Origin of the sequence: Candidatus Nitrosopumilus sp., from assembly GCF_028278985.1 — an archaeon.
GTDB lineage: Archaea > Thermoproteota > Nitrososphaeria > Nitrososphaerales > Nitrosopumilaceae > Nitrosopumilus.
In genome coordinates, this window is record NZ_JANQTA010000030.1 from 32,897 (window position 1) to 52,247 (window position 19,351).

The 19,351-nt window shown below is 32.6% G+C and carries 19 protein-coding genes; 1 reads left to right on the plus strand and 18 read right to left on the minus strand.

Annotated features, from left to right (window positions below; all coding sequences use genetic code 11):
- Positions 1-389 precede the first annotated feature (389 nt).
- From Q0941_RS09610 to Q0941_RS09670, 13 genes are all read right to left on the minus strand, one after another.
- Positions 390-1,292 (minus strand): hypothetical protein, encoded by a 903-nt coding sequence (locus Q0941_RS09610; RefSeq protein WP_299293544.1) that lies wholly within the window; start codon positions 1,290-1,292, stop codon positions 390-392.
- 250 nt (positions 1,293-1,542) lie between these two features.
- The gene (locus Q0941_RS09615) at positions 1,543-2,244 is read right to left on the minus strand and encodes a hypothetical protein (RefSeq protein ID WP_299293547.1); all 702 of its coding nucleotides are present in this window, start codon (positions 2,242-2,244) and stop codon (positions 1,543-1,545) included.
- A 78-nt stretch (positions 2,245-2,322) separates the two neighbouring features.
- Positions 2,323-2,643, minus strand: a complete 321-nt coding sequence (locus Q0941_RS09620) for a hypothetical protein (protein WP_299293550.1) — start codon at positions 2,641-2,643, stop codon at positions 2,323-2,325.
- A 79-nt stretch (positions 2,644-2,722) separates the two neighbouring features.
- Positions 2,723-3,109: a hypothetical protein gene (locus tag Q0941_RS09625; protein ID WP_299293553.1), complete on the minus strand. Its 387-nt coding sequence runs from the start codon at positions 3,107-3,109 to the stop codon at positions 2,723-2,725.
- Positions 3,110-3,189: 80 nt separating this feature from the next.
- Positions 3,190-4,515, minus strand: a complete 1,326-nt coding sequence (locus Q0941_RS09630; protein WP_299293556.1) for a hypothetical protein — start codon at positions 4,513-4,515, stop codon at positions 3,190-3,192.
- On the minus strand, positions 4,512-5,000 hold the full coding sequence (locus Q0941_RS09635) for a hypothetical protein (RefSeq protein ID WP_299293559.1): 489 nt from the start codon (positions 4,998-5,000) through the stop codon (positions 4,512-4,514). Before Q0941_RS09635 ends, Q0941_RS09630 begins: the two co-directional genes overlap by 4 nt.
- Positions 5,001-5,357: 357 nt before the next feature.
- Positions 5,358-7,142 (minus strand): hypothetical protein, encoded by a 1,785-nt coding sequence (locus Q0941_RS09640; protein WP_299293562.1) that lies wholly within the window; start codon positions 7,140-7,142, stop codon positions 5,358-5,360.
- Complete coding sequence (locus Q0941_RS09645) at positions 7,139-7,861, minus strand: adenylate/guanylate cyclase domain-containing protein (RefSeq protein ID WP_299293565.1); 723 nt, start codon at positions 7,859-7,861, stop codon at positions 7,139-7,141. The genes Q0941_RS09640 and Q0941_RS09645 overlap by 4 nt, the downstream gene beginning before the upstream one ends.
- A complete protein-coding gene (locus Q0941_RS09650) occupies positions 7,858-8,334 on the minus strand; it encodes a restriction endonuclease (RefSeq protein ID WP_299293568.1) in 477 nt (158 codons plus the stop codon). Before Q0941_RS09650 ends, Q0941_RS09645 begins: the two co-directional genes overlap by 4 nt.
- Complete coding sequence (locus tag Q0941_RS09655; protein WP_299293570.1) at positions 8,334-8,546, minus strand: hypothetical protein; 213 nt, start codon at positions 8,544-8,546, stop codon at positions 8,334-8,336. The genes Q0941_RS09650 and Q0941_RS09655 overlap by 1 nt, the downstream gene beginning before the upstream one ends.
- Positions 8,547-10,304, minus strand: a complete 1,758-nt coding sequence (locus Q0941_RS09660) for a hypothetical protein (RefSeq protein ID WP_299293573.1) — start codon at positions 10,302-10,304, stop codon at positions 8,547-8,549.
- Between the two features lie 2 nt (positions 10,305-10,306).
- Positions 10,307-12,070: a DEAD/DEAH box helicase gene (locus Q0941_RS09665; RefSeq protein WP_299293575.1), complete on the minus strand. Its 1,764-nt coding sequence runs from the start codon at positions 12,068-12,070 to the stop codon at positions 10,307-10,309.
- A 6-nt stretch (positions 12,071-12,076) separates the two neighbouring features.
- Positions 12,077-13,372, minus strand: coding sequence for a DUF2130 domain-containing protein (locus tag Q0941_RS09670; RefSeq protein WP_299293578.1), 1,296 nt, complete (start codon positions 13,370-13,372; stop codon positions 12,077-12,079).
- Between the two features lie 97 nt (positions 13,373-13,469).
- On the opposite strand from Q0941_RS09670, the gene Q0941_RS09675 reads away from it, so the two are divergent.
- Entirely contained in the window at positions 13,470-13,676 is a 207-nt protein-coding gene (locus Q0941_RS09675; protein WP_299293581.1) for a hypothetical protein, read from the plus strand.
- A gap of 80 nt (positions 13,677-13,756) precedes the next feature.
- On the opposite strand, the gene Q0941_RS09680 is transcribed toward Q0941_RS09675, so the two are convergent.
- From Q0941_RS09680 to Q0941_RS09700, 5 genes are all read right to left on the minus strand, one after another.
- Positions 13,757-14,146 (minus strand): hypothetical protein, encoded by a 390-nt coding sequence (locus Q0941_RS09680; RefSeq protein WP_299293584.1) that lies wholly within the window; start codon positions 14,144-14,146, stop codon positions 13,757-13,759.
- 416 nt (positions 14,147-14,562) lie between these two features.
- Positions 14,563-14,925 carry a hypothetical protein gene (locus tag Q0941_RS09685; RefSeq protein WP_299293587.1) on the minus strand — a complete coding sequence of 121 codons (363 nt, stop codon included), beginning with the start codon at positions 14,923-14,925 and terminating at the stop codon, positions 14,563-14,565.
- Positions 14,926-15,087: 162 nt separating this feature from the next.
- Positions 15,088-17,505 carry a hypothetical protein gene (locus Q0941_RS09690; RefSeq protein ID WP_299293590.1) on the minus strand — a complete coding sequence of 806 codons (2,418 nt, stop codon included), beginning with the start codon at positions 17,503-17,505 and terminating at the stop codon, positions 15,088-15,090.
- Positions 17,506-17,825: 320 nt separating this feature from the next.
- Positions 17,826-19,049, minus strand: coding sequence for a CFI-box-CTERM domain-containing protein (locus Q0941_RS09695; RefSeq protein ID WP_299293593.1), 1,224 nt, complete (start codon positions 19,047-19,049; stop codon positions 17,826-17,828).
- A gap of 120 nt (positions 19,050-19,169) precedes the next feature.
- On the minus strand, positions 19,170-19,351 hold a 182-nt coding region (locus Q0941_RS09700), incomplete at its 5' end, for a hypothetical protein (protein ID WP_299293596.1).

The following is a 19,351-nucleotide window of genomic DNA, read 5'->3' on the forward strand; positions in this document are numbered from 1 at the left end:
GAATACTGATTATTTTACATTATTAGGTCTCTATCGGTAATTTCACATTCGCATCCAAAATTTGTACAAGCCCAAGTATAGTAAGGATATCCATTATTGTGAAAATTTACCGTTTTCATATGTCTTTCAGAATGTTTACAGTATAGACAAGTAGGTGTTTCGTAATCCCAACTCATGAGGTATTATGCTTATAGAATTAGTAAAAGATTGTGCTAGGAACAATTGTATTAATTATGTTTAATTGAGAGCCTTAGACTGATTTTACATTTCTCTATGAGAGAATTAAGGGACAAATCTCAACAGATTTGAACTTGGAAAAAATTCCAAAATTTTAGTGTAAAACATGGCACAGTTGTCTGTGTTTTACATGATTTGATCCAAAATAGATTTTAATAAAGAGTTTTCATCAAATTCCCATATTTTTCCACAAACAATTTTAAATTTTCTATGAATACTTTAAGATCATTTGGATTTATCTCATTTGTATGGGTTATTTTAAAAATTTTTAATGCATTTGAATATAATTCAATTAAAAAATCTATTTCTTCAGAATCAAGATTTTTTACTGTTTTATTATTTTTAACATGTTGTAGTGATTCAATTCTATTTTCGGTTCTAGTCTTAAATGAATTTAATTCAACTTCAATACCTGGAAATTTTAAATGTGTTAGAATCCAGTTGGGTAAAGATTTAACATCATAAATTTTTTCAGTTATAAAATCGAGATATGGTTGTTGTGCATTAGGATTATACAAAGAAAGATTTCGTAATTCAAGATTTGGATATTTTTGAGAGATTTTTTTAATAAAATCTTGAAGTAGATAGTCAATTTCTTGGGTATATCTATTTGGGAAGTTTCGTTCTAATGATAAAATGATGTTATTTAATAACGGAAATATGCCTGGATGTCCATCATTAATTCTTTTCATCTGAGAAATCAAGGAAGACAATCCATTTTGTGTGTAAGCTTCGAGATACATCGAATTATTAGAATGATGAAATTCAATAGTTTGAAGATTTGAAGAAATCTCATTTTTTGTTAAACGTTTAGCTTCTAATTCAGAAATATTTAATGAAGTTGAAGGATACAGAGTTGCAAAAATATTAACAAGACATCGTCCTATGTCTTCCTTGACATAGTTTACTTGATTATCCAAAAATTGGGACACCTTATTTGTTTGCTGATTTTGTTTATGTGCAATAACGGCTATCAATGTACCTAGAAAAATTTCAACAGCAAGTGTCATATTATTTCCAATTTGATTTGTATCTTCATTAAACCAATTTAGCACAGATAATGAAACAGCTATATAGAATATTGATAGTAAAATCCAAATTTTATATTGAGATACCCTGTTTTTAATTTTCTTTAATTGAATTTGTGTATTTAGTGAAATCAATTAAATAAATAACTATCTTCTTATTTTTAGCATTTTGGTGCAGTAAATATTGAACCTCAAAACATGGATAACTCTTCCATGTTATTCGTCTAAATTATGAAAGATATTTTGTAAATATTGGACGGTTCAAATCTTGGCAAGTTTACACTCCTTTTATTCTGTGATTACAAAAAAAGAAGATCTTTGATGACCACACAACTGAGAGTTGATTAGGGAATAACTTTTCATCAGGATGTTGGAAAGCCAATCCTTGTTCTTCATCGAAAAACCATTTTTCTGAATCCAATATTTCATCTTCCCAACTCACTCCAGCATAATGTTTGAAAGTAAGTATGGTGTAAGCAATGTGATGCAAAATGGATAAACCTGCTAAAGCATTAATGGTATTAGATAACGTACCATAATCAATCCCTTCAATTATGTCATGTTTGATTTTATTATATGCAAACCACCATTCTATATTATCGGAGTTTTTTAAGAAAGGTTGAAGGAGAATGTTAACACTACCAGGGTTTGCCATACCCACATGTTGTATTGTCAATAGTTTTTTTCTGTCAAGTCGATTCAAATAATCATATGAGCTACGTCCATTATTTTCTGGTACCAAGTCTAGTTCGCTTAGTAACAGTTTAGATATTTTTTCAATCTGAGGACAAATACTGAGAATAAGATTGACCAATCTAGGTGAATGTATTTCATTCCAACCCTTTGCAGGATCATTTTGGGTATACGGTATTATTTCATTGAATTCAATAAATTGACGTTCAGTTGACAGATACAACTGCTTCATTTTCAATAAATTCTTTTCAAATTCACTTACAGTCTTATTCACAGCAGTATTCATCTCAACATCTTAAAAAATCCAGATCTTAATCTTGAAAGAATTTTCCACAAACTTACGTCTAGTCTTTACCAACTTTTTTTATGATTCACATCCAATTCCATCTCCATCTCTGTCAAATCCATGAGGATCAGAGCCAGATACTCTGAAATTAGAATGTGGAATTTCTCCACAATCCAGATCTGGAGGATATGGCGGAATGCAAACAGAGTACGAAGGATCACAGGAGGGTCTTGCTGGTTGAGATGATTGTTGAAATGATTGAGATAACTCGTGTGGAGCAGATGATTTTGGTATGTCTGCTGTATCACTACTTTGGTTTGGAGAAACAAGATTTCCAGCAATTACTATTCCTGCCATTACAACCACTATTACAATTGCAACAATAAATCCAGCTTTCATACATTATGAAAATATAATAAGATAATTAAAAATTAGCTTCATAGTCTTAGTCGGTTCTGGCAAGAATCGGGACATGAAATTAGGCTTTGCTTTTAGAAGCAACATAAACAGTACCTGCAATCACAGCAACTGCAAGTACAACTCCTAGAATGGTAGTCCAATGACTTGGTTTTACTGCCTTGACAATTTTTCTTTTAATGCAAGTAACAGGAGGAATTTTCTTTAGTTTGTAAGGAATTGAAAAATGGTTTAGAATTATCTCTGTTTCTTTATGTGCAGAATAACTGTGTTCTGGGTTTAAGTGTGCAAACATGTATTCAGGGGGATATTCCATTTCACTTTCTATTGTTCCGTCTTGTAAAACTTTGAAATGAACTTGTGTGAATTCATCTATTCTTTTTGTTCTACTAAAAATTTGTCCACGTGGTTCTTCGAGAATTTGTTTTTTGAATCCTGTTTGTTTCATTTTATCAATTGTTTCTGAATTTAATGAAAGTATTTGAAAACAATGACAGTGATGTGGATCTAATTGCAATTTTATGTACCTTAACTTATGTATGGCAACATACGTTTGAAATTAGAAAGTTCAGACAAGGATAATTTTTCAATTGCCAACTCTATTTTTTGATCAAGAACAAATTTGTTAACATCTTCCAACATTCTACTTACTACAAGCATGTAATGCATTCTACGTAATACATTCCATTCATCTTTAGAAGGAATTGAAGTAATGCCACGACATATTTCGCAACTACATTTCAATCCACCGTTAGCGAACATTATTTTTACATCACGCCATGGTAATACGACTAAATGTTTAGGACTAAAAAATCCCCCATACCCTTCACTATCTGGTGAAAATCCACCACCGTCTTTATCCAATGCTCTTAAACTTGTAGAAACAAAATCAAAGCCTCCTGTGATGGCAGGATACATTTGATATCCTGCTTCAAGTAACATGAAAACTTTTTCCTCATCATTTTGTTTTACTACATTAACTGCTTCCAATATTTTCTTGAACATTCGCCTCTGGTAGACATAGGTAACTTTGTCTAATTCTAAATTTTTAATTTTTAACACGATGAACTTGGAATCCACAGATTTCAAATAATCTATCAAAAGGTCGACTAGTGCCTCACTTTTTAGCCATTGAGGAGTAAGAACCACATATGTAGCACAATTTTCTCCTACCCATACTGCTTGTGCTATTTTATTGATTTGTTTTGTAACCTCTAATAGTTCTGGACTGTACACAGCAGGTACTGGAGGCAATCCAATATCTGCACGCATGGAGTTTTGTAAGTCAAGAATTTTTGTAACTACATCAGATAATTTTCTCTTATCTTTTGCTAATCCTAACCAAAATTTCTCATATTCAATTTTTTCTTTTACATAACCTTCTGATTTTGTTAGTTCGCCTTTTTCCACTTTTGTTACAATGGCAAGTATTCGTTTTGCTAGTTTACGAACTTCTATTGGCGTGTCTTTGTTAGTAGAAAGAATTTTTCTGTATTGAGAGTACCATGTGTACTCCATACAAGGATCAATTAGAATCGGAGTTGTTTCAATAACATCTTTTTCAAAATCATAAGCAAGTTTTCCATCTAATGTTGTTTGATAGATGGATTGCAATAATGGCTTTAGTGTATTATGAAGTTCAAACATTCTAAACGTCATCATCCTAGCATGAGTTGATTCAGAAGGATGTTGTTTTAAATTATCAAAATAAGGAATGAAGTCGTAATCATAACTTGTTATTAATGGTGCTAATGTATGAAATGGTACTCTTTTGTTGCCAACTCTTAGAAAACCATTTCTAGTGCATCTATCCCATTTTGGCTCTTCAACATTTAGTGGTTTGTTACTGATCACTTGTCTACCACTCTTGCTCCATATGCGTGTAACTCAGTAATAAAGGATTGTAGATCAACAAAGTTTATCGTTACAGCACCTTTTACAGTAGGATTGTTGTATTCATCTTCAATTTTTTGTTGAATACATATTGATTTTTCATCCCCATTATCTAATACAAAAAATGAGTATGTACTTTCGTTGTTTTTTGATTTCATTTCTTCTTTTTGTTTAATTGAACCTGTGCGTTTGTAAAATGCAATTTGCATTCGTCCTAGTTGCCTACTCTCTTTGAATACTTGCTGAGTAGATACCAATGCATCTAGGTGTTTGGTAATTGTAGGTCTTGCAAGACCGGTTTTCTCGATGATTTCAGATAATGCGTAATCTTTTTTTTCATCTAATGTATTCAAAATCAAATTTTGAACATATCTGCCACGCTCTCTAGGGCGCAATCCTTTCAATTCCTCATTAGTAAGGAGGGATGTAGTTACGTTTTTTCGCATGTTTTTACCAACCATGTATAACATATATGTATTACTACCTTGTTAATAACCTTGTTTAACATAGTTGTTTTCATGCTAGTATAACATGGATTTTAAAATGGTAGTAAATCATACATGTTTTCAGGCACGAATTAACAGTTTGGTAGTTTTTGTAATTGCATTGGACTACTTTCCTTTGGTTATCAAAAGAAATTGCAAACCGAAAAGAAGGATATGATGCAAGTGGGTTGTACCATTGAATTACTTTAGAGATTCGAACCAAAGCAAAAATTCTCCATAAGGGATGTGCTATAGTTGATCAAAGGAAATCATGCTTAGCGTTGGTTTTCCCTTTTATGTTGAATTTAGACTTGCAAATCAATGCTTAATTTGGATTCGCTTTTTTTCTTTTGTTTCAGTTTCTATAACAATTATTTTTCCCGTTATCCATGGGTGTACCATGCAAAAATATTCGACAACACCTGCTTTGTCAAAAACATGTTCAAACTTTTCATTTGGCATAAACAATGAACTATCAAAATCTCCATCAGGACCTCCGTCAGGAGTTCCACTTGTAATTGTATGTGCTGCATTGTCATCATTTATCCATTTTACAATGGTTCCTTTTTCAATGGTTATGATTTCTGGCTCCAAGTATTTTCCATCATGAGGAACAGATGATTTGGGCAAAATTTTCACTGTTTTCTGCGGCTGTTCAAAATTTACTTTTGCAGTGGCAATGATATCTAAATTAGATTTTTTGATATTTGCTGGAACACTCCAGTCAACATATTTTGCAAAAATGCTATCTCCTGTAGAAATCTGAAGGCGATTGTTTCCAGAGATTTTTTTATCTAAAAGAACGACTCCTTCAAAAATACCTGTAGCCTCACTTGTTTCAGACAATTCCACCTCTATTCCTTCTAAATCTGTATCAGACCAAACTCTAATTTTTACAACATCTATTTTTTCAGGATCCAAGTTCATATCCGGATCAATTACTCTTATTTTTGCAGAAGATGGGGATGAATAGTATTCATTATCCCATTCAATTTCACCTATATTGTATCGAATCATTGCAGAACCGGTGTATTTTTCATATTCAGTAATCATTTCTACATTTAAGATGTCATCTTTATCACATGCTAATTTACCATTTATTGGACCATTTCCTTTCGTAATCCCAATTTTTTTAGGAATTTTTTTGGCATTTTTTGGAAAATTGTTTTTTAAACTAGTAAGCGTGATGTCACCTGTAAAAATTCCTGAGTCTTTTCCTGTTTCTATCAATTTATAATTCAAAAGCTTTCCTTTTTTTGTAGATATGTTTACTTTGCAATCAGGCTTATTTCCAATTACATCAGCTTTATGAGAATCAAAATTAAAATCTGGAGCAACTATTGTAAGACACACTTTATCTGTAGGAACATACACTCTTTGATCTAATTCAATTGCTGCACCAAAATTAGATGAGAAAATTGAAAGTTTTTCATTTCCACTACTAGATTTGAATTCAATTAAAATTTCCTCTCCAATAGAAACCGGCAGTTGGCCATTAAATGGACCTGTTCCTTTTGCCTTGTTTTTTACTCTTTTACCTTTTTTCTGTGTGTATAATGGAGTAAGTTCTAAAACTCCTTGAAATATTCCTGTAGAATCACCTGTTTCACGTAATTTGTAACCCTTGATTATTCCATGACTAGAAGAAAGTGTTAAGAAATGTTCTGGTTTGTTTCCAATAATCTCAGCTTTCTGATTGTCCTTATCTAAATCAGGAGCAATCACTGTCACAATTACATCCGAACCATTGATGTAAACTGATTTGTCTGTTTGAATAACCGGTCTACGTTTTGCAATGATTGTAGAGTCAGATGCTTCAAAATTACCATATTTTGCAATTACAGTATAACTATGCCCTAATTTCCAAACATTTCCTTTCATCCTAACATCGGTTTGGAATAAGTAATCAGGAGGACGCTCTAAATTATGTGTCTTATACGGATTAATGGTTCTAGAAATAATTGATTTTTTATTATTATCAATTATATCCATATGGATTGACTCATTTGGAATCAAATCAAATATTCTAAAACGAATATGCATGATGCTATCTAATGGATATACTGTTCGGTCAAATGACACTGTAATTGGGTTTCCTTTCAATTCTTTTTCCTCTTCCTTTTTGAAGATAGTGATAATTTAGTTTGTTTGTTTTGTTTCAATAACTCTAATAATTTTTTTGGATTTATTTCATCTTTCTTTAATCCTTCAAAAATAACACGGCCAGATTCTTCTTGAATTGGTTTCTCTGTGAATTTTGAGTTGTCATTATTTCCAAAACACTCCCCATAAGCAGAATAGACTGGTATGATTTCTTCATGTTTAATTTCGATATTTCCAATATAGTGAATGTTCTGTTTGTATTCATCAGATATTTCTATGAGTTCTTGTGCTGTATTAGCACTAAGTAAAATATGAGATGCGTCTCCGGCACTCATAATTCTTTGAGCATGAATAAGACCTCGCCCCCAATAATTTCCCTGTCCCTTAACTCCTCTGGTTTTTGAAATTAACCCTGAGTTAATTCCTATTCGGACCAAAATTTTTTCTTTTTTGGGTTTATTTTTATTAAAACGATTTAATTTTTTATGGAGATCAATTGACAACTCTAACGGTAAACGTGGATTTTCAGTAAAACAAATTGCAACCCCATCTCCTGTATGTGATGTAATTGTAGAATTTTTTAGAATTTTACTATTTGTGATATACCTAAACATAGTTTCTAATTTTTTACTTTGTGTCTCAGTAGATCCTAAACTTCTATCGGACAATGAAACCATGTCTACAAAAAATACATGTACAAAAAGCTCTGTATTTTTCAAATATTATTATCTCCATTAAAATTCTCTATAAGTTTGATGACATCTTTTCTATTCCATAGAACAATTCCTATTTTTGTAGCCAATTCTCGTGCCCCATTTGTGTAAAATGAATTTGTAATTACTATACCAACGTCTGCGTCATAATATGCTACTGCACCATGTGCTTCTTGTACTGCACCATTTGACACTTTTCTGTCAATAGAATATCGTTTTGCTTGAAAAACATATTTGGTACCATCTTTTGTTGCAAGCACATCCCCACCTTGATCACCGCTTTTTCCAGTTACTACTACATCTGAAAATCCATCGCTTTTTAGCAACTCAGCTACAAACTCTTGAAATGCATTCCCATCTAATCTGTCAGCTTGAAACATGTTCAATTTCTGAATATTTGTTCTTGTTGGATCATTTCTATTTTTAATTTGAGGTTTTGTGATATTTGTCTTTTCAATTTCTGCATGAATTAACTCCATTAATTTTCTCTTTGGTAATTTTTTTTAATCATCTGATCTTGTACAATTACAATGGCAAAACTTTCTCTATATTCTTCATCATCATATGAAAAATTTTGCATGAAATGTTGAATTACATTAGATAAAGTTCGTGTAGATTCAAAATCAGTCCAAAAATTATTTTCGAGATCTAGTGCTATTGGAGAATAAGCATCCCCACCAAGATATGCCAACTATCTCCATCCTCCTTTTTTATGAACTAGAACCTGTTTTTTGATTTTATCAAACACAATTATTTTACTTCCAAATAATTTTTTGACTTTAAACACAGAGAATTTACTGTTTGATGCGCACTCCCATTTCTTTATTTTTTGGAGTTCTTTATAGGATTGAATAATCTCTTGAACCTCTTGGTGTTCTTTTTCTACTGGTTGCAATTTTCTACATGTGTTGCAAAGTTTTCCACCAACACAACTGCTGTTGTAAGATTGTTCACATAGATTACATTTTCTGGAATCTTTCAAACAATGATTTTCCCCACAAATTCCACAGATAGTAATATCAGTTGAGCAAAAACGAGATTTACATTCGACACATTCAATAGAGTCTGATTGGCATAGACGTTTTTTACATATTTTACAGGCATAAAGAGACTTTTCACAGAATCTTTGGAAACAAATCTGACAGCTATCAGAGCAAAAATAACATGTTTTCTCAGAACAATGGGTACACGTAATAAGATGATTCTTGCATGTCAATTCGGTACAAAAATTACATCTTGAGGTACAATCAGAACAAAGTCCCTCTTGGCACACATAGCATGGATTAAGTTCATCAGCACATGATGCACAAACATCCTTCCCACATTTTACGCAATGAGTTGTACAAAAGTCACAACTTAGATGAGAATTAACGCAGAGATGAGTCATTTCCATTTGGTTATTACAGACTTCACAAGTCATAATGAAATTTTTTGAAGGATCAACATATTTTGTATAAATTTGCTTATCTGAAACATTATTTTTAAATTCTAAATTACAATCTGTTACGCTATACGAATACACTTTAGCTGCTACAAGTGCAAAATCCACTATTGGGCGGTATCTCTTCTCTATTTGTTCTATCTGAACTGCTTTATCTTTAGTTAATCTTTGAACTAGTTTTCCTAGTTTCTCTTGTTCTTTTACAATTCTTTCCTCTTGTTTACTTTTTTGTTCTGCGTATTTTACCTGAGTTTCATACGACCGTGCATTCAAAATTTTTCTATCATATTCATGTAATTTATTCCTCTGTAAACTAACATCTTGATTGTATTCTTTCATTCGTCTTTCATGTGCTTGGAGAACCGAATTGATGTCTCTTGTTTTGTTGTTTTCAGTTAAATCTGCATATTTTAGTGCCAGATACTGAATTTCATCATCTAGAAATTCTGTTGCTTTGCTATATGCATAGTCAATTCTAGAATCGTTTTGCTCATATTTTATTTCTCCTAACGATTCATCAACCATTATTTCCGACGGAAATTCAAGGATCTCAAGTGTCTCTAAATCAACATCGACCCACCTTAGCATAGCAACTCGTTTGATACTCTTCACGTTAATATTGAAAAAATACCTAACTGCCATTTTGATTTCTTCTTTAGAATCAATACAAGCAATTTCACAATTATGAGTAGGTATTGTGCCTACTTCTTCTTGTGGATTTTGTACCCGTTTTTGGAGATGTACACCGACCACGGGAGCCTGTTTTCGAATCTGGCTGAGAATAATATCTAAAAAATTACTTCCAGGCACAACAAGTTCACATGAATGGGTTTCGGCAATTTCATGATCAAATGTAACTCTCTTGGAGATCGTTCCAAAAATGGATTCAAATTCCTTAGGTATTGTAATAGAATACAATCCATGAGATTCTTCTACTTCAGCTCCAATCTTCTGCAGATAATCTAGAGAAAGTTCTTTTGAAAGTTCTAAAATTTCTTTATCGTTCATTTTTATCTACTCGTTGACAAATCAAAATTAGCAAATACTTGATCATCAAAGTCCATAATCGTATCATGCAAGTTTTTTTTGGTGTGAGATAGCCTATCACCTAATGCTGAGAACTTGTTTTGTGTATCTTTTCTAGTTGTTGCTGACATGTATGATTCAAAAATTTCTGAAGGAAGTTTTTCAAATCCTTCATCTTCGAATAATAAATCAAGATCTCCTATAGTCATTTTAAATAAATTAATTTTGTCAAATAGTAATTTTAGAACATATTCCTCAATACTTCCAATGATTGCTAAATTATGAATATGGACATCTTCCTCCTGCCCGATTCTATGAACTCTTCCTACTCTTTGCTCTACTCGCATTGGATTCCATGGCAAATCATAATTGATCACTTTACTACAAAATTGAAAATTTTGACCTTCGCCACCAGCTTCTGTTGCAATCATAATTTGAATATCTCGTTTAAATTTACTAACCGCGGTATCTCTTTCCCGTGCAGACATTGAACCGTTAAATTTTACTGCTTCAATTTCTTCATCATCAAAATAATCAAAAATGTAATCTTGTGTGTCTCTAAATTCTGTAAATATCAGATGTTTTTCTTCGGGGTTTTCTTTGATTATGTCCCGTAATCTTTGCATTTTAGAATCAACTTTAATTTTGTCAGCCAACTCCAAAATACTCTCAAGTTCATCTACATACTGAGGGAATTGCTGTTTTTTGTTCCTAATTGCGCCTCTCAAAGCAGATGTACTGCTTGAAATTTGCCTCTGAAGTGTCATTAGAGGCAGGACAAAGTTTCTTCCTCCTTTTTGTGCAAGCCATAATTTCCTAACAAATTCTGTTGCATGTTGATACAGTTGACTTTCATATTCAGATGGCTCTAAAAGATGAGTTCTCGGAATTCTATCTGTAAATTCAATGTATTCTTTTACTTCTTCTCGCGTTGTTCTGATAACTGCTTGTCTTAGAATTTCTTGTAATTCAAATCTTCTTTGAGGAATAATTTTCTGTGCCTTTTTATCACTTGTAAAACTAGATGCAAAATCTCTCCAAGACCCGAGATATCCTGGTTTGATTATTTCAACTAGGTTGTATAGCTCTTCTAAACTATTTTGAATTGGAGTAGCGGATAATAAGAAGATAAATTTTTTCTGTAATTCTCTTACAAACTGATTTGCCTGGGTAGTGGATTTTTTTAACCTATGAGCCTCATCTACAATTACTACATCCCATTCAATATCTTTTAACAAATTTGCATTTCGTGGTTGAATGGCGGATGATATTGAAGTGATAAGCATAGTATGTTTATCATATCCTTCAAATCTAGAATCATCTTTGTTAACTATGAAATCAAGTTCAAATTTTGACTTTAGTTCTTCTTGCCATTGACTTCGTAATGAGGGAGGAGTAAGAATTAATGCATTGCGTATTATTCCAGTTACAAAATATTCTTTTAGTAAAATCCCTGCTTCAACTGTTTTTCCCAAACCCACTTCGTCGGCTAGGATTACTCTTCCATTAAGATTGTTTTTTACAAGTTTTGCTGCCATGATTTGATGATCAAAAATTGAGATAGTTGAATTTAATGAATTTTGTATTGTTAGACCGCGAGATTGTTGGGCATTGATTATTTCATATGCCTTTAATAGATTTGACAAATCCTTAGGTCTATCAAAAATTAATTGCCTAAGTTTGTTTTTTACGCCATAGGTATCAAAATACCTTAACTCAACTCGATTATCACTATTCCAATTTGACAAATTCTATCATGTTTCTGCAATTATTTCCTTGGCAACGGTTTCCTTTTGTGTTATACTTTCCACACTTGATTCAATGTCCATGTATGCACGTATGAGTTCATTGCGAAGTTTACTTCGATCTTTCCATAATGTTTGATGTAAACGAATTTCTTTATCTTGTAATTTACGCATTTTCTCATTCGTTTCATATACGATCTTAATCAGATTTGAGAATTCTGAACTTATCATATAATCAAAGAGTTTTGCCTCTTTTGCATCCCTATCTTTTGCACCTTTTTTTATCCGTGAAATTTCAATTATGTTGTCTCTGCATCTAGTTACAACTTCAATCAGTATCCTTGGATTTACAATAATCATTCCATCTTTGAGTCCATAGATTCCATTTGGAGCATATGATTTTGGAATGTCAGTTGAAACTATGATGACGTATTTTATATTACTATTTTCAGCATATTTCTTAGCTTTTTCAATATCTGTAGATTTTACTTTTGTATTTTCTTTATTGTCAAAAGCAATTTGAATATCTAATTTTTTCTCATTCGATACAATTGTTTGATAAATATCTGCAGTGGAAATGCCTCTTTTCTGGCGATTGAATTTATCATTTGGAAATGCAGCATGTAATTGTTCTAACAAATTCAATTCACCTACTTCACCTTTTAGCTCTGACTGAGTTTGAGAAAGTTTGTTTTGTAATTCTTCAGCTTGGTCATTTGCACGTTTTATCTGAATATCTTTTTGACGTAGTTCTTTTTCTATTTCCAATAGTTTAATATCATAATCACTTTTTGCTTTTTCATATGCAATCTGATGTGCTTTTTGTTTGATTTTTTCTAATTTCTTAATCTCTTCATTCTTTTCTTTCATTAAGGCTTTCATTGATTTGTTAAATTGAAGTTCTGCATCTTTATGCTGTTTTTTAATTTGTTTGATCATTTCTTCATATTGTTTTTTATTACTACGTCCTGTTTCATCAGATTGTTTTTTTGTTTGTTTTAACATATCTGCATAATGTTGTTTCAGTTTGATTTCTGATTGCTTCTTATCTTTTTCTAAATCTGTACGAAGCGTGTTGATTTGAACCTTGTAAAATGTTTGTTGTTCTTTTTTATCATTTTCATGTTTTTTTGTAATTTCATCTAATTTCTTGTCAAATTTTTCTTTGTTTTTTTGCTCTTCATTTTTGTATCTTTCTTCAATTTGCTTTTCTAATTTGTTTAATGCCAAATTGTATTCTTCAGTTGTAATAGGCCTATTACAAAGTGGACATTGTTGTTCAGAATCAAACTGAGATTTGCTCATTTAGATAAAATAAGAGAACTAGAATTTAAAGAGGATCATTATTTTTAAAAATAATATTGAGATCATATTTTTATAGAATATTAAGATACGAAAAAGTATGAAAAGAGAACCTTTTAGAAAAGTTCGCAGCGATAAAAAAATTGGAAACATAAAAGATCTTCCAAAAAAAGCTGTAGAAGGTAGAAGAAAAGATACACAACTAGGCACTATTTTGAATGAAAATAATGTTACGAACAAAGAAGAGCTAAAAAGAAAATTCAGGAATCATAATAGATTAAACAAATTCAATCAACGTACAGATTAGATTTATGCATCATTGAAATCAGATTGACAAATAAAAAAAATATTTTGGAATCACCCAATGTAGAAAAAAATTAGAGACATTTATGGTGAATGTACTTTAGGAGGATAATTAATTTGGATTTTTTCTCCTTTGGGCGGAGTATCTTTATCATTACAGAGTTTACCCTTATCCCCACCATAGCCATAGTATAATGTGTGTTCGATATTACTTCGCATAGTTTCATCGGGCACCAAAGCATAGTAGATATGTCTGTTCTCGTCAGTTGCTTCTTGCATGCATTTTTTGTTATCTCTTTTGTGAGCATTGATTCTTTCGGCAATATCGCCTTTTCCTACATATCGTGCTATTTGATTAGTTTGGCCAAGAGTATTTGCAATTATGTATACACCTTTTTCTTCGGAATACGTTACAGGTTTTTCCTCACTGTTTTTTTCTTTATGAATCATAGGTCCTTTCCATTCAACATGCATACGATACACGTGACAAATTCATCTTTAAACATTTTTTTAGATTCTCACTAGTGAGATTTTAACCAATTAGAAAATGCTCCATACGAGTTTTCAATAGATAGGCTTGCACATCAAATACTATTTTAGCGAATATTGGCTTACGTGTAATTGTGATGTGTGAATTAAAATGTGTTTGTTGACCTTGGATTTAAAATAATTTTAAATTTTATCAAAAGACATCCAATCAATTTCTTCACTACATTTAAGACAAATTGTTGGCCTAAATTTATTTTTTTAAATTCAATGTTTACATGACGTTTTGGATTTACACATTATAAAACAACTGTTTTAGTTAATTTTTTACCAATGATTCGAAATATCTCAACTGATAGAAATATGAAAGTTGCTAGATGTTTGAACCAGAATAGCATACATCATCATTTCTCTTTGGAAAATGAGTTTATGATTTCTAAAATTTCCTTGAGTACAACTTCATGAAATCCTTCACAGTCAAGACTTACAAGAATTAATCCATTCTCATTAAATGGGATTGTGATTCTTTTTACTTTTCCATACTCTGCCATAGCATACTTGGGAGCTCCAAGTTTCTCAGATAATCTGATTCTGGTTTTCCATCTATCTAACGCATCTTCAATTGACTGTTCTGTCTCAGTTTCTTCTAGTAATGGAGTCATGTCTTTTCTGACATGACAGTATTTGTTGTCTTTATGGTATATTTCGACAAAACGTACCGTGCTGCTTATCTCAAATATGGAGTCTCCAAGCTTGGAATAGTCCATTCTAGATTTATTTGCTCAACATGAAACTATGAAGGCCGTACTAACAAAAAATTGTTCTACAGATGAACATAATTACACTGCATGCCTGTAATGATTCAAAACCAGAGATTTGGCTTGCACGCCAAATACTGTTTACCGAGTATTGGTCAAGTATGAACAACATCAATTTAATCCAGAGTCATTTGGGTTTTCAGGATCTGAAGATCCTGTATAAGAGCCTGTTACATCCTCAGACACTGAAGGAAATGCGTCAAGACTCATATGATTAAGAAAGTTGTTTAAGATATTTCCATCAATAGGCACATTTTGAATTGGATAATTGTTTAAAGTGCCAAAACCACAATTCCCAACTGCAGCAAAACCATTTAATGAAAGCGTTGTTGCAAATTGACTTGAAGAAATGTAATGTGGTTCTCCATTACATATTGAGTTATGTTGGTATATTGTAAATTGAAATGCAGGATATTGGCGTCCATTATCTACAGTAACTAGAGGAATAGAAAAAGATTGGTTTGGATCATATGGCCCATCTATAGATGAGATGCCTGCAAGATATTCTTCAACTATATCTTCAATTGCAGCATATGCTTCATCATACGTGTCAAAATTGTATGTGCTAGTACCAAGTTTCACTTGGATTTTTCCACTAATAGTAGGTACAACAGAGGTGGAGGTAGTTGAACTGTCTGGATAAGTTATTGTTGCTTTTGTTCCACTGTTTGTCAGCAAGACAGTGGTTCCATCTGGATAAATAATAGTGACAGTGCCATTAGGATTCTCAACTCTAGAGATATTATTTTCATCTTCTAAATTATTTGAATTAGTTTCGACATCCTCGTTAGGATGCAATACTGTTCGTGTCCCATCTGGATATACAATTATTGTGAATCCATCATCATATTGAAGAATTTCCATACCATCAGGATATGTAGTAATTTTTCCCACTCCAGGTGCAATATCTTCACTATATCCTTCAATAGTATTTCCAGCAGAGTCCATTACAGTTTCAACACCATTTGGATCAGTGGTAATTGAATTCCCATTTTGGTATGTGGTGATGGTTGTTCCATCTGGATATCTTGTCGTATGCACTCCATCTTTTGTGGTGGTAGCACTACTTCCGTCATCATAGTAAGTAGTTGTTGAGCCATCAGCATTATCAGTAGTTCCTGTTACAATATTTTCTCCACAGGTATCACATGCAGTATCATTATTTTCATCTTGTAATTCATTATCACATGTTTCACATGGATTTTCAGTAGGGTCTGTCTCGGTACCTCCAACTAACTCACCGCACTCTAGACATATCTCATCATCTTCTTGACCATATTCAACCCCACATGAATCACAATCAAGATCAGGTTCAGGAGGGATTGGAGATGGTGAAACTTCAGAAACATGAATTTCGTTTCCGTCATGGGGGCCAAAGCACGTGATACAGATATTTTCATCTAATTCGCCAGAGCAAGAACCACAATATTGACAGACGTCAAGTACTGCATCTTCTTCAAATCCAGGTAATCCACTCAGATACTCCCATTCTTCTTCTGTGATATCTCCATCATCAATAAATTCACAGATTTGTTCAGAAAAAGTCACATCAACCAAATCAATACATTCACCAGAATCCATTGGGTTTAGAGTCAAACCATCAGGACAGAGAGTTTTCTTATCGAAGAAACATTTTCCAGGAACTAAATCAGTCCATGAATAGAAATCATTGCATTGAGGAGTTACAACAGCAGTTTGCCCATAAACATAAACAATTACAATAGTACCATTGACATGAATATATTTAGAATATCCATAATCATCGCTTCTTTCAAAAAGCGTGGCACCAGAGATTAAAGATTCAACATATTGTTGATCTGCAAGCATGGGAATAATAGATTCAGAAACAGAAGAGTTGCCGTCTGGAAAATCTCCTAAAGTGGCACCAACACCAGTTCCAGGGTGTAAATCATCAATCACACTGTCAACTAATTCCCCATTTTGAAATGTTGGTAAACCGTTCAGATATTCTAATTCCTCTTGTGTAAATACATCACCAGGAATAAAGATATCAGGCCAGTCTTCATCTTCATTTGTATCAAGAAGTTCACCAAGTTCTTTTACTTCATCTGTAGAAAGTTTTTGTTTTTCTTTACGTTCAGAGACTTCGTTTTGTATTTTTTCAGAATTAATTATTCCTTGACTCATTAAATGTCCAATAGAGTTAACAATTTCACCATCTGAAACAATTCCATCACTCCAAAAACCAAAAACATCTTTTTGATAACTTGGAATAACAAAATCTCCACCTTTTGGTACACCTGCTTGATGTTCAAGTCCAGATGACGATTTGATGAATTTATCAAGAGGAATTACATCTTGAATCATCAAACTCTCCAATGCATTAATCATATCTGCATCAGAGATTAGACCATTTTTCCACCATTTGGCATTGCTTTTGAACCAATCAGGCATTATTGCATCAGATTGTGCACTCTGAACTCCAGTTCCTCCTCCCCACTGTTGAGGAAATGGAATGTCTTCTTCTTGGCCATAAGACATGGAATAACTTTGTAAAAGTAAGATCATTCTCAGAAATGTAACGATAAAAAATCTAAGCAATACTTTCAAGACTAGAAGATTTTACTTAAAGGTGATCGTATGGAAGTCAGAATTCCATAAGGCTTTGAGTTATTTTTGGAGAACATATTTGGTTCACAGACCAACCACCATTTCACAAATATTGGTTTCAGAGAGAGTTTAACTAAATGGATAATTCCCCATAAGGAACTGAATTTGTTTCCATAACGGTCCGGGTCTGTAAGGATTCAACTCCACAGAAACTCAGCCGCTATTTTGGGTACAAAAATGGATGCATGTAGGCATGAGAATTGTTTATCCAATAGAGATTAGAATGACTTTCTAATTTGATAAATCATTATTGTTGGAGCTGCAACGTACATGCCCAAGTTAAGTGCAATAACAGATATTCCTAATCCAAGAACTTCAATTTCAGAGCCACTGTCAGCCAATGTCATGAGGGATAGAGTTGAAATCATCGGAGTGATGAATGCTCTAACTGCTTCTTGGAATATTGGGTTTTCTCTTTCCCAGTCAGCTATTGTTGGTGAGAACGAATAGTACAATTGGTTGAATTCGGCCATGAAGAAAGAACCTGATGAAGTGTTCATTACTGTGTTGTCTCTAATTTCTCTCAAGAACTGTACTTGGGGGGCAAGCTCTGATCCATATGTTGCAGTTGCAATAAGACACCCTCCTCCTTCCGATTTAGTAATTTTCGGTTCTGAAATTGGTTGTTCTATAGTCTTTTCTGCAATTGGGGGTTCTGTAATTTTTGGTTCTGCAATGATTCCACTTATGGCAATTGTTCCGCTTTGTGCAGGTTCAATTCTTAACCAAGAATCGGTATTACCTTGATAGTAAATTTGATGTTCGATTAATTTTCCATCAAGGAAAACTTGCAATGGTTTTGTCATCAAAGAATCTGGAATTCGCACAATCATAGGCATGTTATCATATATGTTAAACAAAACTTTTCCATCATCATGAATAAAGCCATCAATATTTGAATCAGACATAATTTGAACACTTTGTTTAGTACCTTTTGTAGAAACTGAAAATTCTTTGATAGTTGCATCACTAGTATCATAACTAATTGAGATTTGTCCTGGAGACATTTCTAAAGAATTATTTTCTACAGAGATTGGAAAATCATTCATTGAAACAACATTTGCCAGAGGTGGTAAAGTTATGAAGGTATTTTCATTAACAGTGTAAGAAATTCTCCACAATCCTGCATCATTCGTAACAATATCAGCATTGTAAGATAGCGTAACAAAAGTTACACCAAGTGTGTCTATACGTATTGAATCTCCTTGTTGAGTAGTATCTAAAATAATTCCTTCATCATCTATTGCTACTATTTCAGAAATTTTTTCAGAAATAGACGTCACTACTACTGTTGAAATTGTTGATTTTGTACTAAGAGTATGAACAACTTTTGCATCTCCTTTTGCTGAGATGTTTATTTCAAGATTTTTTTCAGCTGCACCAATGCTTGTGGGAATAATGAATACAAGCAACAAAACTGGGATAAGTGAATAGTAATTCATAATTTCCATCTAACCCGAATGTTATTAAATTCTATATTTTGGAATTTAGAATTTCTCAAATCCAAGACGTGTTTTTTTAACATAACATAACCCAAGATCGATTAATTAGCAACTAAGGAATTATTCTTCATCTTCATCTTCATCTTCATCTTCATCTTCATCTTCATCTTCATCTTCGTTGGAATTTTCAATACTAGAGTTGTCTAGTTCATCATCGTCATCATCTCTTGCTTCGTCATCTTCATCTCGCTCATCATCGTCATCATCTCTTGCTTCGTCATCTTCATCTCGCTCATCATCGT

Bases quoted from the DNA above. Each gene is read 5' to 3' on its own strand.
- Q0941_RS09615 (WP_299293547.1), bottom strand. From the start codon at position 2,244: ATGAATACTGCTGTGAATAAGACTGTAAGTGAATTTGAAAAGAATTTA.
- Q0941_RS09620 (WP_299293550.1), bottom strand. From the start codon at position 2,643: ATGAAAGCTGGATTTATTGTTGCAATTGTAATAGTGGTTGTAATGGCA.
- Q0941_RS09625 (WP_299293553.1), bottom strand. From the start codon at position 3,109: ATGAAACAAACAGGATTCAAAAAACAAATTCTCGAAGAACCACGTGGA.
- Q0941_RS09635 (WP_299293559.1), bottom strand. From the start codon at position 5,000: ATGCGAAAAAACGTAACTACATCCCTCCTTACTAATGAGGAATTGAAA.
- Q0941_RS09650 (WP_299293568.1), bottom strand. From the start codon at position 8,334: ATGGAGTTAATTCATGCAGAAATTGAAAAGACAAATATCACAAAACCT.
- Q0941_RS09660 (WP_299293573.1), bottom strand. From the start codon at position 10,304: ATGAACGATAAAGAAATTTTAGAACTTTCAAAAGAACTTTCTCTAGAT.
- Q0941_RS09670 (WP_299293578.1), bottom strand. From the start codon at position 13,372: ATGAGCAAATCTCAGTTTGATTCTGAACAACAATGTCCACTTTGTAAT.
- Q0941_RS09675 (WP_299293581.1), top strand. From the start codon at position 13,470: ATGAAAAGAGAACCTTTTAGAAAAGTTCGCAGCGATAAAAAAATTGGA.
- Q0941_RS09680 (WP_299293584.1), bottom strand. From the start codon at position 14,146: ATGCATGTTGAATGGAAAGGACCTATGATTCATAAAGAAAAAAACAGT.
- Q0941_RS09685 (WP_299293587.1), bottom strand. From the start codon at position 14,925: ATGGACTATTCCAAGCTTGGAGACTCCATATTTGAGATAAGCAGCACG.
- Q0941_RS09690 (WP_299293590.1), bottom strand. From the start codon at position 17,505: ATGATCTTACTTTTACAAAGTTATTCCATGTCTTATGGCCAAGAAGAA.
- Q0941_RS09695 (WP_299293593.1), bottom strand. From the start codon at position 19,049: ATGAATTACTATTCACTTATCCCAGTTTTGTTGCTTGTATTCATTATT.